The following is a 15,424-nucleotide window of genomic DNA, read 5'->3' as shown; positions in this document are numbered from 1 at the left end:
TTAGCAGGTAACCGGGTGATTGAACCCGATGACCCTTGTCCTTTTACTCATCAATATTACTGCGCTGATATTCACCAGCAGCTTTTATAAATCCGGTAAATAACGGATGGCCATCCCGCGGCGTTGATGTAAATTCAGGGTGGAACTGAGAAGCAACAAACCATGGATGGTCCGGGTTCTCAATCACTTCAACCAACTTTTTATCCGCCGATAAGCCAGACACTTTCAATCCTGCTTTTTCAATCTCAGGCCGCAGTAAATTGTTTACTTCATAACGATGACGGTGACGCTCATGAATCGTCTTGCTTCCGTACATCTGATTCACTTTAGTCCCTTCTTCCAGGTGACAAAGCTGAGAACCAAGACGCATCGTGCCGCCTAAATCAGATTTCTCTGAACGCTCCTCCACGTTCCCCTCAGCATCAACCCATTCGGTAATCAATCCGACAACAGGGAACTGAGTCTCTTTACAAAATTCGGTCGAGTGCGCCCCTTCCATACCGGCGACATGGCGTGCATAGTCAATCAACGCCACCTGCATCCCCAGACAAATACCTAAATATGGCACTTTATTTTCACGGGCATATTTAGCAGCCAGGATTTTCCCTTCAATCCCCCGGTCTCCGAAACCTCCGGGAACCAGAATTGCATCTAAGCCTTCAAGAACTTCCGTGCCTTTCGTTTCCAGATCCTGAGAATCTACGTACTTAATATGCACGCTTAAACGGTTTTTCAAGCCGGCATGTTTTAATGCTTCATTCACTGACTTATAAGCATCAGGCAGCGCAATATATTTACCCACCATTCCGATGGTCACTTCGCCGATCGAATTGGCTTCTTCATAGATCACCTGCTCCCATTCAGAAAGATCAGCCTCAGGTGCCTGAATACCAAATCTGGCACAAACCAAATCATCCAGACCCTGTGATCGGATCAACTGGGGAATTTTATAGATAGAATCAACGTCTTTCATTGAGATGACGGCTTTTTCCGGCACATTACAGAAAAGCGCGATTTTCTTACGTTCATTCGCAGGGATAATGCGGTCTGAACGGCATACCAGAATATCTGGCTGAATACCGATAGACAGTAATTCTTTCACGGAATGTTGTGTTGGCTTGGTTTTCACTTCTCCGGCTGCGGCCAGATAAGGCACCAGAGTCAAATGCATAAAGAGTGCATTTTCACGGCCAATTTCAACCGCATGCTGACGAATTGCTTCCATAAAAGGAAGTGATTCAATGTCACCAACCGTACCACCAATTTCAACAATAGCGACATCGTGACCTTCGGCACCAGCCACGATACGATCTTTAATCGCATTAGTGATATGAGGAATCACCTGAATCGTCGCACCAAGGTAATCACCACGACGTTCTTTGCGCAAGACATCCGCATAGACCCGACCCGCAGTAAAGTTATTCCGCTTCGTCATTTTGGTACGGATAAAGCGCTCGTAGTGACCCAAATCCAAGTCAGTTTCAGCACCGTCTTCCGTCACAAAAACTTCACCGTGCTGTGTCGGACTCATCGTACCGGGATCCACATTAATATAAGGATCAAGCTTCATAATGGTCACTTTAAGACCACGCGCTTCTAAAATAGCTGCAAGCGATGCTGCTGCAATACCTTTACCTAGAGAGGATACAACCCCGCCAGTCACAAAAATATACTTTGTCGTCATGTTTAACCTGAAATTGGTTGAATGAGGGAAATGAGTTTTTTCTGGACGGGATATAAATATACCAGATCACCATGACCACCACAACGTGAAACCTATCACAGAACGATTTTTTATTTTTTGCTTCAAATCAAATCCTTTAGAGCGTTTTCTAATACTGTAGTTCATTTTTTCCGAGCTACAAATCATATCAGCTCAACTTTTCTTCCGGATTAACTGCATTAAAATTATGGCTGCTTCAATGCAGCCATAAGATAAACCAACTTCAGGTAAATTCAAATATTTAACGCCATCAGGAACATTACTGATCGGACAAAATAATTACCACTAACTCTGCAGGTCCGTGCGCACCATACGCTAATGTTCTTTGAATATCGGCTGTTTTCGATGGGCCGGAAATCAATAATAGATTCGTCGGCATCTCCTCTGACCACTGCTGCTGTACCATCACCTGACTCAGACTGGCAAACAAATCAGACTGGCGCAGCACCGCAACATGACAAGGCGGCACCAGTGAAAGCGTTCTGGGCTCTGCAGAACCTGACTTTAAAACCAATGCACCTGTATCTGCAATACCGGCGGCAGCATGCGTGATGCCAACATCAACATCGTGAAAAAGCTCACTTTTCCAACGCTCAAAGGGTTGCTCAAGTGCTGTCACTTCAATAGCAAATAATCCTTGACGAATGGTTTCCAGATAAGCACCGGCATTGCCAGTCACAGCCCGGCGCCATCCCTTATCCTGACATAGTTTTTGTAACGTCTCCTGTAATTCAGACAATTCAATCACCGAGACCTGTGCATGATTTTCTGTCAGCGCCTGACGAAAATGATCCACCATTTCATTTTTTTCTACCTGATACATCTCCCCCCAGGATGATGAAGAATATGACTCAGAATGAACCGGAACTGCTCCGGCAGAGCGAAGACGAGCCAATATGTTATCTTTTGCTGTATTCATAAATCCTCCGGATGACGCTTCTTCATCATTTGGTGCAGTGATTTTGATGCAGGCTGAGGCGCAGTCCGGCAGGATGTCCACGGCCCCAGATTGGCAGGCATTAATTTTCTGAATGTCGTTGCAGCTTTAGTGCCCAGCTGATAAATGGCGGGGTGGGTCGCGATATAAGCAAAAGATTTCATTGCGATTTTTTCTGCAGGCTTAAATGATGACTTCTGACCATCCATCGGTTTTGCAGCAGTCGCAGAATGTTTAGACTCTCTGCGCAAACGCATCAATATTTGCGGGATCGGTATACGGACCGGGCAAACCTCACTACATGCACCGCAAAGACTGGAAGCAGTGATCAAATCTTTCGTTGGCTTTAAACCCAGCAGATGAGGAGAAATAATTTTACCAATAGGCCCCGGATAAACGGTCCCATAAGCATGCCCGCCAATTCGGGCATAAACCGGACAATGGTTCATACATGCCCCACACCGGATACACTGCAGAGTCTGGCGTAATTCTGTATCAGCGTAAGCCTGACTGCGTCCGTGATCCAGCAACACAAGGTGTACTTCCTGCGGCCCATCTTTCTCGCCGTCTCTGCGGGGAGAAGAGATCATATTGATATATGTTGTCAGTGCCTGTCCGGTTCCTGAACGACAAACGGCACTTAACAGCGGTGGCAAATCAGCCAGAAACTCAACAACTTTTTCTATCCCGGTAATCGCCACATGAACATCCGGAATAGTTGTAGACATTCTTCCGTTCCCTTCATTTTCTACCAGGCAAAGTGTCCCGGTTTCAGCAACCGCAAAGTTAACCCCGGATAAACCAATATCAGCCCGTAAAAATTTTTCTCTCAGATACCGGCGGGCCGCCTGTATCAGTTCATCAACATCGGTTGTCGGGGTAAAATCAGGCAAATGTTGTTCAAATGTATCACTCACCTGCTGCTTATTTTTGTGAATCGCAGGCATGATGATATGCGATGGTTTGTCTCCGTCCAGCTGGATGATAAACTCTCCCATGTCACTTTCGAGACATTCAATACCAAGCTTCTCCATCTCGTGGTTGAGATCAACTTCTTCACTCACCATGGATTTACCTTTGATAATATGTTTTGCCTGGTGGGACTGAGCAATGCCGGCAATAATTGTATTCGCCTGGGACGGGCTTTCGGCCCAATGAACCTGAATGCCATTACGAATGCAGTTTTCTTCAAGCTGTTCAAGCAGTGCAGGTAATTTACTCAAACAGCGTTGACGGATTCCTTCGGCTGTTTTACGAACCACAGCTTCTTCTTCCGGATCAGAAAATGCGTTCTTACGCTTATTTCGCAAGTCATCCATTGCACCCCGAAAGTTGTCTCTCAACTGTTGATCATCAAGTGCTTTTTCAGCCTGTAAATTAAAAAATTGAGGTGATTGAGTCATCATAGAGCGCCCTGTGTTCGTTCAAGAAGAAAAGTTGCCAGATGACGACCCTGCAACGGTTGTTCCTGATATTGCAGTGAACCGTTAATATTGAGTAAACACCCCCAGTCAGCACTGACCAGATACTCTGCACCAGTGGAAAGCAGATGAGCCACTTTATCTTCCACCATAGCCTGAGATATCTGAGGATGCCTCACTGCAAATGTGCCACCAAACCCACAACAATCACTCTCATAATCCTGAATTTTCAGCTCTACATTATCTAACTGACTGATAAGCTGGGTCGCACTGATATGAACATTCATTTCACGCCGCGCTGAACATGAGGTATGCATGACGACTGATGTGGGCTTACCATTGTCTTTGAATCGTGCATGGCAGACATTGACCAAAAATTCCGTTAGCTCAAAGACTCTGTCACAAAAAGCCTTTACTTCTGATTCCAGAGGGTGATCTTTGAATAAACGCTGATAATGCTGATGCATCATGCCGCCACATGAACCGGAAAGAACAATCACCGGATAAGGTTGGGGAAAAAGTGCCATTTGATGCTGAGCAATGTCTCTGGCTTCATCATCATACCCGGAGGTATAAGCTGGTTGCCCGCAACACGTCTGCTTTTCAATATAAATGACGTCAATGCCTTGCTGCTTCAATAAAGCCATGGCGCTTAAACCAGCCTCCGGGTCAAAGAGGTCGACTAAGCAGGTTGAGTAGAAATAGACCTTTTCAGGCTTTGCGGGGTAAATACGCATCATTACCTCCTCAGAAAAAATAAAGGCCATTATTCATTTTCAGGAAATAACCTGACAGATAAAAGAGTTAGGGGGAGTAACACATAAATAATGGCAATGTTTAAGCTGAAATTAATATTGTTTTCAGATAATTACTTTCGTTCACTTTGATATGCATCAAATATCATTAAATGCACGGTAACTTTATCCTTTTCTTTGGTGGAGAAACAGAGAAATAATGAAAATGATTCATTCTCAAAATTCCATAATCAAATACAAAAACCATTTATGAAAGCTGATGATTTAATTTTATTTTCTTCTGTAGTCGAGCTGGGAAGCTTCAGTAAAGTTGCAGCCAAATATAATCTGACTAATTCAGTGGTCAGCAAGCATATTAAACATCTGGAGGAGGAGTTAGGGGTTCAACTTCTGTACAGAACCACGCGGAAACTCACGTTGACAGAAGCAGGCAGAGTATTGCTTCATGGTGCAAGAAATGTCCGGGCGGCGACTCAGGAAGCAGTCAACTCCGTCGCCGGATATGGTGAACGGGTCACAGGACATATCAAAATGTCAGTCCCGACGATCTCAGGAGAATTACTTTTAGCAGATTCAGTCGCCGAATTTTGTCAGATGAATCCAGGATTAACTGTCGACATGTCTCTGAATAATCAATTTGTCGATCTGGTGGAAGACGGTTACGATCTGGTCATCCGGACAAACAATCTGGAAGACTCAACACTGATTGCCCGACATATTCTGAATTCACAATGGGTCGTCTGTGTTTCACCGGAATATCTTAAACAAGCGGAAGAATTAAGCCAGCCGGCTGATTTGGTCCATCATAACTGCCTGCTTTATACGGGTCAGACAACCGGAGCAAATGAATGGGAATTTATTCATCAGCGACAACGCTATTTCATCCGGGTCGCTGGTAATTTATCAACCGATAATGCGGTCGCACTCAGAAAAGCGGTATTGAGTGGATACGGTATCGCTTATGTACCGCGGTGCCTAGTCTATCAGGATTTACGACAAGGCCTGCTGACTGAACTATTTCCACATCAGGCAGGAAAACAGCTGGGCGTTTATGCAGTTTACCCTTTCACACGGCAGCCTCAAAATAAAGTCCGGCTGCTGATTGAGCACATCCGGACCAGTTATACAGATATCGCACATTATTTTTCAAATGAAAAGGTCCCATCAGATATGTCTGAGTGATCGTTTTTCATAGTGTCACTCAGAGATATCCGGAGTTGCTGATTCTCCGGCTTTAACCTGCTCCCACATCGCATCAAGCTCTGAAAGAGTCAGATCACTGACAGATTTATTCTTCATCCGGGCGATAGCTTCCACACCTTTAAAACGGCGGATAAATTTGTGGTTAGAGCGGTTCAGCGCAGTTTCGGGATGACATTTCAGATGTCGTGATAAATTCACCACTGAGAATAGTAAATCCCCGAGTTCTGATTCAATCTTCTCCTGATCCGGCTGAGCATGATTCACCTCGGCCATCACCTCTTCCAGTTCCTCCTGAACTTTTGCCACAACCGGCGGCAGGGTATCCCAGTCAAAACCAAACTTTGCACAACGGGATTGTAACTTATTCGCTTTGCTCAATGCTGGTAAAGAAGCAGGCACCGTATCCAGAATACTTTGTTCTGTTTTTCCGGCCTGTTGCTTCTCTGCCGCTTTGATCTTATCCCAGTTGGCATTTATCTCAGTTTCATCCTTAGCTTTCAGATCGCCAAAAACATGAGGATGTCGCCTGATCAGCTTTTCGTTAACGCCACAAATCACATCATCAAAGTCAAACAATCCCTGCTCCTGAGCAAGCTGGCAATAGAAAATTGCCTGAAAAATAAAATCACCCAGTTCTTCTTTCAGATTGTCCCAGTCACCCGCGTGAATCGCATCCACCACTTCGTATGTTTCTTCTATGGTATGCGGCACAATTGTTTCAAAGCTCTGCTTCAAATCCCAGGGACATCCTGATTCCGGATCTCTCAGCTTTGCCATGATTTGTTTCAGTTGTTCAATTGGATGTGACATATATTCCCTGCTTACTCAAAGAAAAAGCGAGGTAAACCTCGCTTTTTCATCTTCATCAATGATTATCCCAGCCGTTTTACCGACAAGACATCTTTTGTCTGCTCTATCCGCAGACAAACCCGGCTCAGTACTTCAACACTGGTCAGTTCAAGGTCAAAATCCATATAGATGAGCTGACGCTTGTGATCTGTCCGGCTTTTCATACTGGTCACTTTAATTTTCTCATTCGCCAGCAGTGTAGTGATATCTTTGAGCAATCCACTTCTTTCCATCGCCTCAACCCGGACGGTCAGTACATAAGATCCCAGCAGCCCACGTCCCCAGACGGTATCAATAATTCTTTCAGGCGCATGATGCCGAAGCTCTTCAAGTTGCTCACAATCACTCCGGTGAACCGAAATTCCCCTTCCCTGCGTGATATATCCCTTGATTTCATCGCCGGGAATAGGCCGGCAACAACGGGCCAGATGAGTCATCAGATTATCAACACCTTCTACAACAACTGCATCTTTACCCGGAGCTGATGTCGGGGGCGTTTTATCTTCTTTTTCCTGAAGCTTCTCCAGTGCCAGCTGGTCTTCTTCTTCAGCAGTCGGTTTATTGACCAGCGCATTGATATGATTGATAATCTGATTAATTCTTAAATCACCACTACCAATACCAACGTACAGCTCATCCGGAGAATTCACATTAAATCGCTTCAGGGCATATTCTGCAGCATCTTTCAGCGTGGCTCCGATTTTCCCCAGTTCAGTTTCGAGAATTTCCCTTCCCGCTTCCAGATTCTTTTCCCTGCTCTGTTTCCTGAACCAGGCATTAATCTTGGCCCGGGCACGTCCTGAGTGGACAAAGCCCGAGGCGGGATTGAGCCAATCACGAGATGGATTCGGTTCTTTCGACGTGATAATTTCAACCTGATCACCCATCGTTAAGCGATGAGTGAACGGAACGATACGCCCGCCGACTTTCGCACCAATACAGCGGTGACCGACTTCAGAGTGAATATGATAGGCAAAGTCCAGTGGGGTCGCGCCCATAGGCAGATCGACAACTTCACCTTTTGGCGTAAAGGCATACACACGATCATCAAAAACCTGACTACGAAGCTCGTCCAGCATTTCACCGGAATCCGACATCTCTTCCTGCCAGTCGAGTAATTTGCGCAGCCAGGTGATTTTTTCATCATAGCCACGATGACCAGCAGAACTGCCTTCTTTATATTTCCAGTGTGCTGCAACGCCTAATTCAGATTCCTCATGCATTTGCCGGGTTCGGATCTGAATCTCAATGGTCTTCCCTTCCGGACCTAAAATCACCGTATGGATGGACTGATAGCCGTTCGGTTTAGGGTTGGCCACATAATCATCAAATTCACTGGGCAAATGCTTATACTTTGTATGGACCACACCAAGCGCTGCATAGCAATCCTGTAATTTATCAGCAATGATCCGCACCGCCCGCACATCAAAAAGTTCATCAAATGCCAGATTCTTCTTCTGCATTTTGCGCCAGATACTGTAGATGTGCTTAGGACGGCCACTGACTTCAGCCGCAATACCTGAAGTCGTCATTTCCTGAGTTAAATCTTCAACAAAATCATGAATGTATTGTTCACGCACAATCCGTCTTTCGGACAACTGTTTCGCAATTTGCTTGTAAGTATCTGGTTGCTGATAACGAAAGGCATAATCTTCCATTTCCCATTTCAGCTGACCGATACCCAGACGGTTTGCAAGCGACGCATAGATATTCGCACACTCTTTTGCAGCCTGACGACGTAATTCATCAGGCTGTGATTTAACTTCACGCAGGTTACATATCCGCTCCGCCAGTTTAATCACGACACAACGAAAATCATCCACCATGGCAAGCAGCATCCGGCGAACATTATCCACCTGAGCCGATGCTTCACCACCTTGCAAAGAAACATTCAACTGACCGATGGCAGCCATTTCCTCAACACCATCGATTAATTTGATAATTTCTTTGCCGTAGCGTTCTTCTAAAGTTTCATGATCCAGCAGTCCATACGTGACGATCGGAAAAAGGAGAGCTGCAACCATTGTGTCTTCATCCATCGACAGGGTCATCAGAATCTCGATCATCTCCCGGCCACGCCAAAGTAATAACGGACCTTCTGATTCATCAGCCACCAGATTTTCTATTTGCTGGTAGGTTTGTTTTAACCTGTCTGCAATTGCAGGCTCCTGAACCAAGCCTTCAACCCACCGATCTAATTCAAATTTTTCATCAGTATTTAAATGTGCGCTTCTTACCGCAACCATCTGTTTTCATCCCGGTTTTATTTTGCTTCGACCTGACGATTAAAGCAGAGTTCACCCGAACCTCTCTCAAGTCAGAGTCAGTCACTTCAAATCTCTTTTTGTCAGTCACTCTTGACAAATAACGCCATTGATTCCAGATGACTGGTGTGAGGAAACATATCAAGCATACCCAGTTTTTCCAACTGATACCCCTGGCCCGATAAACTTTGTGTATCCCTCGCAAGCGTAGACGGATCACAGGAAACATAAACGATCCGCTCTGCGCCAAACTGACCAATCATATCAATTATACCTTTAGCGCCGGCTCTTGCCGGATCTAACAATATTTTATCAAACCGTTCCGATGCCCACTGATTTTCAGCGACATTTCCTTCAAGGTTTGCCTGATAAAATTTTAAATTTGTCAGATGATTCTGCATCGCGTTCAGGTTTCCCTGCGCCACCATATCATCAATACCTTCGACACCAACAACGTCTTTCACCTGCTTTGCAACCGGCAGGCTGAAATTGCCAATACCACAGAATAAATCAAGGACTCTGTCATCAGAATTCAGTTGTAGCCATTCCTGTGCCTGATTCACCATTTTCTGATTCACTGCCCGGTTGACCTGAATAAAATGATGAGGCTGAAACAGGGTAGGCACTCCGGTTTCATCATAGCCAGGCGTGTTCCCACTCAACAATTCCGGATCACCGGAATCATGCTTCAGATACAATGAAATATGGTGCCTGACAGCAAATGCCCGGATATTTTCTGCATCCGTATCCGGCAGATGCCCGAGTGTTCTCAAAAGCATGACCGGACCAGCATTTCCGGCAATCAGTTCTAAATGCCCAAGTTTATCCGGGCAAGAACATGCCTGTAACAACTCGTACAGAGGAATCAATAATTGTTCCAGCACTGGATCCAGCACGGCACATTCTGACACATTGATAATATGATTACTTTGTTTCTTGCGAAAACCAAACGCAAGTTTTTTCTTTTTTGGGTCCCACTTCAGACTTAACCTTGCCCGGCGACGGTATCCCCTTTCTCCATCAGTAACCGGTGGAGCCAAACGAATCTTCTGACCCGCTATTTTATCCATTAATTGTTGCAGTGTTTCCTGCTTATATCTGACCTGCTCATGATGTGTAAGATGCTGCAGGTTGCAACCACCACATGACCCGTAGTGTGGACAGAAAGGGAGCTGTCGTGAAGAAGACGCAGATTTGACATCGATCAGCCTGGCTCTCGCATACTTACTTTTTTTCTCTGTCAGCTGCACCAAAACCTGCTCACCCGGTAAAGCGCCTTCAACGAAAATCGGTTTACCCCCCTGATAAGCGATACCTGCGCCCTGATGATCCATCCGTTCAATACGGATCAGCTGATGTTTCGATGTTGGTGAAGTCCGCTTTCCGGGACGAAAAAATTGTGCCATACAATATATCTGTCTATATCTTTGAAAAAATTTGCTTAGTTTTCACGATTTCCATATTTGAAAGATTGTGAATTACTTCTGACTTGATTAAGCTACCTTTATGAAACAGACCGTTACGGAAAGCACTCATCAATCGTGAGTATTTTCCCATATCCATCCGATGATGTTTAGAGAATAATGACAAGATATGGCTTACGTGCTCGTGTAATAACGTTAACTTTAGCGCCAACACTCATTATTGGCTTGCTTTTAAGTGCTTTTTTTTCCTACAACCGTTACCACGATCTTGAATCTCAGGTAATCAGTGAAGGAACAAATATTATCGAGCCACTGGCGATTGCCAGTGAAGAAGCCTTAGAACACCGAAGCCGGGAATCGGTCAGACGTGTCATCAGCTATGCCCACAGAAAAAATTCAAAATTTGTCCGCAGTATTGCAGTCTTTGATAAACATCATGAGCTTTTTGTTACGTCCAACTTTCATCCTGATTTCGAATCGCTGACCTACCCGAAAGATAAACCGATTCCGCCCCTGAGCAGCACCGAGATGAAAGATAACAATACACTCATCTTACGTACACCTATATTAGCAGAAAGCCGGTTAATTGAAGGTTCAGCGGAAACAGAAGCGCTTCCTGTTCTTGGATATATAGTCATTGAGCTCGATTTATCTACACTCAGGCTACAACAATACCGGGAAGTATTCTCGGCCATACTGGTACTGATGCTGGGATTAACCTTGTCTGGCATCTTCGCTTTCCGCTTACTTCATGATGTCACCCGCCCGATTTCACATATGAAGAATGTGCTTGACCGTATTCGCCGGGGACATCTCGATGTTCGTATTGAAGGCACAATGCATGGGGAACTCGATCAGCTTAAAAATGGCATCAATGCCATGGCTGCTTCTTTATCTGAATATCATGTGGAGATGCAACATAGCATTGATCAGGCAACTTCCGATTTGCGGGAAACATTAGAGCAGTTAGAAATACAGAACGTAGAGCTCGACATCGCTAAAAAACGGGCTCAGGAAGCTGCGCGGGTTAAATCAGAATTTCTGGCCAATATGTCCCATGAACTGAGAACCCCTTTAAATGGTGTGATTGGGTTTACCCGTCAAATCCTGAAAACGCAGTTAACCAACAGCCAGAAAGACTACCTCCAAACCATCGAAAAATCTGCCAATAATCTGTTGAATATTATTAATGATATCCTCGATTTCTCCAAGCTCGAGGCAGGAAAACTGGCATTAGAAAATATTCCGTTTGAATTGCAGGACAGCCTTGAAGAGGTGGTGGATCTGCTGGCTCCCGGCGCCCATGAAAAAGGGCTGGAAATTAACCTCAAAGTTGATCGGAAAATTCCGGCGGGGCTGATTGGCGATCCACTCCGGATTCAGCAGGTGATCACCAATCTTGTCGGAAACTCAATCAAATTCACGGAGCGGGGAAATATCGATATTATCGTTGATCTTCGCTCTGTCCGGGATGATCTTGTTGAACTTCAGTTTATGGTAAAAGATACCGGAATTGGCATATCAGAACGACAGCAATCCCAACTTTTTCAGGCATTTACACAGGCAGATACCAGTATTTCCCGCCGCTATGGTGGCACAGGATTAGGACTGGTCATTACCCAAAAGCTTGTCAGCCAGATGGGCGGAGAAATCAGCTTAACCAGCCGGCTTCACCGGGGCTCCACTTTCTGGTTTACCATCCGGTTACATATCACTGAAATCACAATGGGAGACTGGCATACACCGGAATTACTTACCGGGAAAACTGTGTTACTCATTGAACCCCATATTCAGTCGGCCTCTTTTATTCAACAGGCACTCATCCAGAATGGTATCATTGTGAGCCATATGGCTGAATTACCAGATTCACCATCACACAATGATTATGTCATTCTTAATTTTTCACCCACCCAAAAAATTGTCACAAAAGAAGCAGAACAACTTGTGAGCCAGGCACTCACCTGTGCTCATCATGTGCTGATTGGTATTCCAAGTACAGAGCTGGCTCTGGCCGATCATCTGATGGCGCTCTACCCGGTTAAATGTATGACTAAGCCGGTCACAAAGAAAAAACTACTTCAGATGATGATCGATACTGATCCGGTGATCCCTTTACCTCAACCCGTCATTGCCACGGAACCGGCTGCCGATAAGCTCCCGCTCACCGTCATGGCTGTTGATGATAATGAAGCTAACCTGAAATTAATTACAGCCCTGCTTCAGGAAAGAGTGGAAAAAGTAATCAGTTGCACCGACGGACAGAAAGCAATTGATAAAGCGAAGCAGCAGCAGTTTGATTTGATCTTTATGGATATTCAGATGCCCCGAAAAGACGGAGTAACTGCATGTAAAGAAATCAAGCGACTGCCGCTGAACAAAGCGACACCAGTCATCGCTGTAACTGCTCATGCGATTGACGGAGAACGGGATCGGCTTCTGAATGAAGGGATGGATGATTATCTGACAAAACCGATTGAAGAACATATCCTTCAGCAAGTGTTGCTCCACTGGAGACAAAAAACTCAGGATTCCTTACCCGCAACAAGCACGCAGACCAAAACTGAAATCAGGGCAGATCATGATAAACATGCCATTATCGACTGGTCATCGGCACTTTATCAGGCGGCCAATAAAACGGATTTAGCCAAAGACATGCTGACAATGCTGGTTGATTCCATCCCGGAAATTCATCAGATTATAGAAAATGTGATGAATGAGGAACCGAATCCGGAGCTTCTGCTCCACCACATCCATAAATTGCACGGCAGCTGCTCTTACAGTGGTGTACCCCGGCTTCAGAAGATTTGTGCCACACTGGAACAGTCACTCCGTTCAGGCAGTAGTATTTCATCTTTGGAACCAGAATTGTTTGAACTGCAGGATGAAATGGAGAAAGTCGTCAAAGCGGCCAGAGAATTGCTGGACTCAATTGACCCGTAATCGCAATAAATCAATCAGTTAAATCGAGGAGGCATCCTGGTCCGGAAGATTCAAAAATCACAGATGCCACCGCATAATTCCGTTCATCTGAAATCGATAAAAAAACCGAATTCACAGATATAGATTCGGCCAGAGATGCAGCTGTACCACTCAAATTCAGCAGGGGTTTTCCCAGATCATCATGCGAAACACTGAAATCATGAAATGTCACTCCCTGAGCAATCCCGGTTCCCAGCGCTTTCGATGCGGCTTCTTTGACCGCGAAGCGCTTCGCCAGAAAACGTTCAGGGCATTTTGATTGTTGATAATCCAGCATTTCAGCATCAGTCAGAATACGCCGGGCAAAATTATCCCCGGCTCTCGATATCACTTGCTTAATCCGGTCAATTTCAACAATATCAGTCCCGAATCCCATCACAGCCATGCGTTATTTCACCTGGTAACGAGCTTCCAGCATCTCTTTTTTCATATCAGCAACTGCCTGACTCAGCCCATCAAAAACAGCTCGCCCAATAATCGCATGCCCGATGTTCAACTCGTGAATTTCAGGCAAAGCAGCAATCGCAGCAACATTATGATAAGTCAGCCCATGACCCGCATTTACCATTAAACCTAAACTGTCTGCATAACTTGCAGCGGCAGCGATTTTTTTTAACTCATCCTGCTGAGCTTCTAAAGACTCTGCATCTGCATAATGTCCGGTATGTAATTCAATGTACGGTGCACCACAGGTTTTAGCCGCATCGATTTGCTCTCTGTCAGCATCAATAAACAGGGAAACTTTAATACCGGCTTCGGTCATCTTTTCTGTCGCAGCTTTCACTTTGTCCAGCTGACCTAAGACATCCAGACCGCCTTCAGTTGTGAGCTCTTCCCGTTTTTCAGGAACCAGGCAAACAAAATCAGGCTTGGTCTGCAGTGCAATCTCAACCATTTCATCGGTGACTGCCATTTCAAGATTCATCCGGGTTTGGATCGTTTCTTTTAAGATCCGGACATCACGATCACGGATATGACGGCGATCTTCTCTTAAATGAATTGTAATACCGTCAGCACCAGCCCGTTCAGCAACTTCCGCAGCATGAACTGGATCCGGATATTTCGTACCACGTGCATTTCGCAATGTTGCGATATGATCGATATTTACACCTAAAAGAATTGCACTCATTTTCCTTTACTCCGTGTTTTGAATAGACCGGACTGAGATATAAACAGCTCCCGGCTTTTTAATGGCTTTCCGCCCAAATAAGGCTTCAGAGCTATTCGTGTAAAACGTTTTGCTGCCTGAAGCTGTCCTGGTGTCATAAAACGTCTTTCACTAATAGCTATCAGCTCGGCACCGGTAAAACTCAAATGATCTCTTCTCACCGACGCGATAAATCCTTTTTGTTCCCGGTAGCGATAAGTCATTTCAGGCGCTACAGGCTCACCAGTTCCTGCACAATGCACAAAATCGACGCCATAACCCAAAGCTGTCAGTAAAGACAGCTCAAAACGTCTCAGGGCTGGTTCCGGATTGGGATTCTGAACTAACTCAGTTAAGACTTGAAGATAATCATAAAATAAACCGGGCTGTGATATTTCGGCAGGAATAAGCCGGACCAACAGCTCATTCACATACAAAGCGGAATATAAATGAATGCCGGTTAAAGGTAAACCCAGACTGATCGATTCAGCCTGACGAAGTGTTTTCATCTGACCCTTGCCAGACCATTTCATCAACAAAGGCACAAACGGCTGAAGCACACTTTTTAATACAGAGCGTTTACTCCGGGCCCCTTTAGCCAACAGAGTTAAACGCCCGTATTCTTCGGTAAAAACATCAATAATCAGACTGGATTCTCGGTAGGGGCGACGATGTAAAACAAAACATCGTTGCAACTGGGTTTCTGACATTTCAGGAATTCC

Annotated in this window: 12 protein-coding genes; 2 read left to right on the top strand and 10 right to left on the bottom strand. The window is 45.1% G+C overall.

Annotated features, from left to right (window positions below):
• Nucleotides 1-43: 43 nt before the first annotated feature.
• The 4 genes from OCV29_RS03160 to OCV29_RS03145 all read right to left on the bottom strand — a co-directional run bounded on the left by OCV29_RS03160 (nucleotide 44) and on the right by OCV29_RS03145 (nucleotide 4,818).
• Nucleotides 44-1,684: a CTP synthase gene (locus OCV29_RS03160; protein ID WP_073603441.1), complete on the bottom strand. Its 1,641-nt coding sequence runs from the start codon at nucleotides 1,682-1,684 to the stop codon at nucleotides 44-46.
• A gap of 298 nt (nucleotides 1,685-1,982) precedes the next feature.
• Entirely contained in the window at nucleotides 1,983-2,642 is a 660-nt protein-coding gene (locus tag OCV29_RS03155; protein WP_073603442.1) for a LutC/YkgG family protein, read from the bottom strand.
• On the bottom strand, nucleotides 2,639-4,063 hold the full coding sequence (locus OCV29_RS03150; RefSeq protein WP_073603588.1) for a LutB/LldF family L-lactate oxidation iron-sulfur protein: 1,425 nt from the start codon (nucleotides 4,061-4,063) through the stop codon (nucleotides 2,639-2,641). Before OCV29_RS03150 ends, OCV29_RS03155 begins: the two co-directional genes overlap by 4 nt.
• The gene (locus tag OCV29_RS03145; RefSeq protein WP_073603589.1) at nucleotides 4,063-4,818 is read right to left on the bottom strand and encodes a (Fe-S)-binding protein; all 756 of its coding nucleotides are present in this window, start codon (nucleotides 4,816-4,818) and stop codon (nucleotides 4,063-4,065) included. The genes OCV29_RS03150 and OCV29_RS03145 overlap by 1 nt, the downstream gene beginning before the upstream one ends.
• A gap of 267 nt (nucleotides 4,819-5,085) precedes the next feature.
• Here OCV29_RS03145 and OCV29_RS03140 point away from each other — a divergent pair, with 267 nt between their 5' ends.
• On the top strand, nucleotides 5,086-6,018 hold the full coding sequence (locus OCV29_RS03140; RefSeq protein WP_073603590.1) for a LysR family transcriptional regulator: 933 nt from the start codon (nucleotides 5,086-5,088) through the stop codon (nucleotides 6,016-6,018).
• A gap of 15 nt (nucleotides 6,019-6,033) precedes the next feature.
• Here the strand turns inward: OCV29_RS03140 and mazG are convergent, their stop codons facing one another.
• From mazG to rlmD, 3 genes are all read right to left on the bottom strand, one after another.
• On the bottom strand, nucleotides 6,034-6,849 hold the full coding sequence (gene mazG, locus OCV29_RS03135) for a nucleoside triphosphate pyrophosphohydrolase (protein ID WP_073603443.1): 816 nt from the start codon (nucleotides 6,847-6,849) through the stop codon (nucleotides 6,034-6,036).
• 62 nt (nucleotides 6,850-6,911) lie between these two features.
• Nucleotides 6,912-9,134 (bottom strand): GTP diphosphokinase, encoded by a 2,223-nt coding sequence (gene relA, locus OCV29_RS03130; protein ID WP_261887364.1) that lies wholly within the window; start codon nucleotides 9,132-9,134, stop codon nucleotides 6,912-6,914.
• Between the two features lie 101 nt (nucleotides 9,135-9,235).
• Nucleotides 9,236-10,558: a 23S rRNA (uracil(1939)-C(5))-methyltransferase RlmD gene (gene rlmD / locus OCV29_RS03125; RefSeq protein WP_073603445.1), complete on the bottom strand. Its 1,323-nt coding sequence runs from the start codon at nucleotides 10,556-10,558 to the stop codon at nucleotides 9,236-9,238.
• 177 nt (nucleotides 10,559-10,735) lie between these two features.
• Between rlmD and barA the strand changes: the two genes are divergently transcribed.
• Nucleotides 10,736-13,516: a two-component sensor histidine kinase BarA gene (gene barA / locus OCV29_RS03120; RefSeq protein ID WP_073603446.1), complete on the top strand. Its 2,781-nt coding sequence runs from the start codon at nucleotides 10,736-10,738 to the stop codon at nucleotides 13,514-13,516.
• Nucleotides 13,517-13,526: 10 nt separating this feature from the next.
• On the opposite strand, the gene acpS is transcribed toward barA, so the two are convergent.
• From acpS to recO, 3 genes are read right to left on the bottom strand one after another with little or no spacing between them, the layout of a single operon-like run.
• A complete protein-coding gene (gene acpS, locus OCV29_RS03115; RefSeq protein WP_073603447.1) occupies nucleotides 13,527-13,940 on the bottom strand; it encodes a holo-ACP synthase in 414 nt (137 codons plus the stop codon).
• A gap of 3 nt (nucleotides 13,941-13,943) precedes the next feature.
• Nucleotides 13,944-14,684 carry a pyridoxine 5'-phosphate synthase gene (gene pdxJ / locus OCV29_RS03110; RefSeq protein ID WP_073603448.1) on the bottom strand — a complete coding sequence of 247 codons (741 nt, stop codon included), beginning with the start codon at nucleotides 14,682-14,684 and terminating at the stop codon, nucleotides 13,944-13,946.
• Nucleotides 14,681-15,412: a DNA repair protein RecO gene (gene recO / locus OCV29_RS03105; protein WP_073603449.1), complete on the bottom strand. Its 732-nt coding sequence runs from the start codon at nucleotides 15,410-15,412 to the stop codon at nucleotides 14,681-14,683. Before recO ends, pdxJ begins: the two co-directional genes overlap by 4 nt.
• Nucleotides 15,413-15,424: the final 12 nt, after the last annotated feature.

The organism is Vibrio aerogenes (genome assembly GCF_024346755.1).
Classification (GTDB): Bacteria; Pseudomonadota; Gammaproteobacteria; order Enterobacterales; family Vibrionaceae; genus Vibrio; species Vibrio aerogenes.
This window is presented reverse-complemented; position numbering and strand designations above follow the sequence as displayed.

What these genes read in the sequence shown, in the direction of transcription:
- OCV29_RS03160 (WP_073603441.1), bottom strand. Translation starts at nt 1,684, where the DNA reads ATGACGACAAAGTATATTTTTGTGACTGGCGGGGTTGTATCCTCTCTA.
- OCV29_RS03155 (WP_073603442.1), bottom strand. Translation starts at nt 2,642, where the DNA reads ATGAATACAGCAAAAGATAACATATTGGCTCGTCTTCGCTCTGCCGGA.
- OCV29_RS03150 (WP_073603588.1), bottom strand. Translation starts at nt 4,063, where the DNA reads ATGACTCAATCACCTCAATTTTTTAATTTACAGGCTGAAAAAGCACTT.
- OCV29_RS03145 (WP_073603589.1), bottom strand. Translation starts at nt 4,818, where the DNA reads ATGCGTATTTACCCCGCAAAGCCTGAAAAGGTCTATTTCTACTCAACC.
- OCV29_RS03140 (WP_073603590.1), top strand. Translation starts at nt 5,086, where the DNA reads ATGAAAGCTGATGATTTAATTTTATTTTCTTCTGTAGTCGAGCTGGGA.
- mazG (WP_073603443.1), bottom strand. Translation starts at nt 6,849, where the DNA reads ATGTCACATCCAATTGAACAACTGAAACAAATCATGGCAAAGCTGAGA.
- relA (WP_261887364.1), bottom strand. Translation starts at nt 9,134, where the DNA reads ATGGTTGCGGTAAGAAGCGCACATTTAAATACTGATGAAAAATTTGAA.
- rlmD (WP_073603445.1), bottom strand. Translation starts at nt 10,558, where the DNA reads ATGGCACAATTTTTTCGTCCCGGAAAGCGGACTTCACCAACATCGAAA.
- barA (WP_073603446.1), top strand. Translation starts at nt 10,736, where the DNA reads ATGACAAGATATGGCTTACGTGCTCGTGTAATAACGTTAACTTTAGCG.
- acpS (WP_073603447.1), bottom strand. Translation starts at nt 13,940, where the DNA reads ATGGCTGTGATGGGATTCGGGACTGATATTGTTGAAATTGACCGGATT.
- pdxJ (WP_073603448.1), bottom strand. Translation starts at nt 14,684, where the DNA reads ATGAGTGCAATTCTTTTAGGTGTAAATATCGATCATATCGCAACATTG.
- recO (WP_073603449.1), bottom strand. Translation starts at nt 15,412, where the DNA reads ATGTCAGAAACCCAGTTGCAACGATGTTTTGTTTTACATCGTCGCCCC.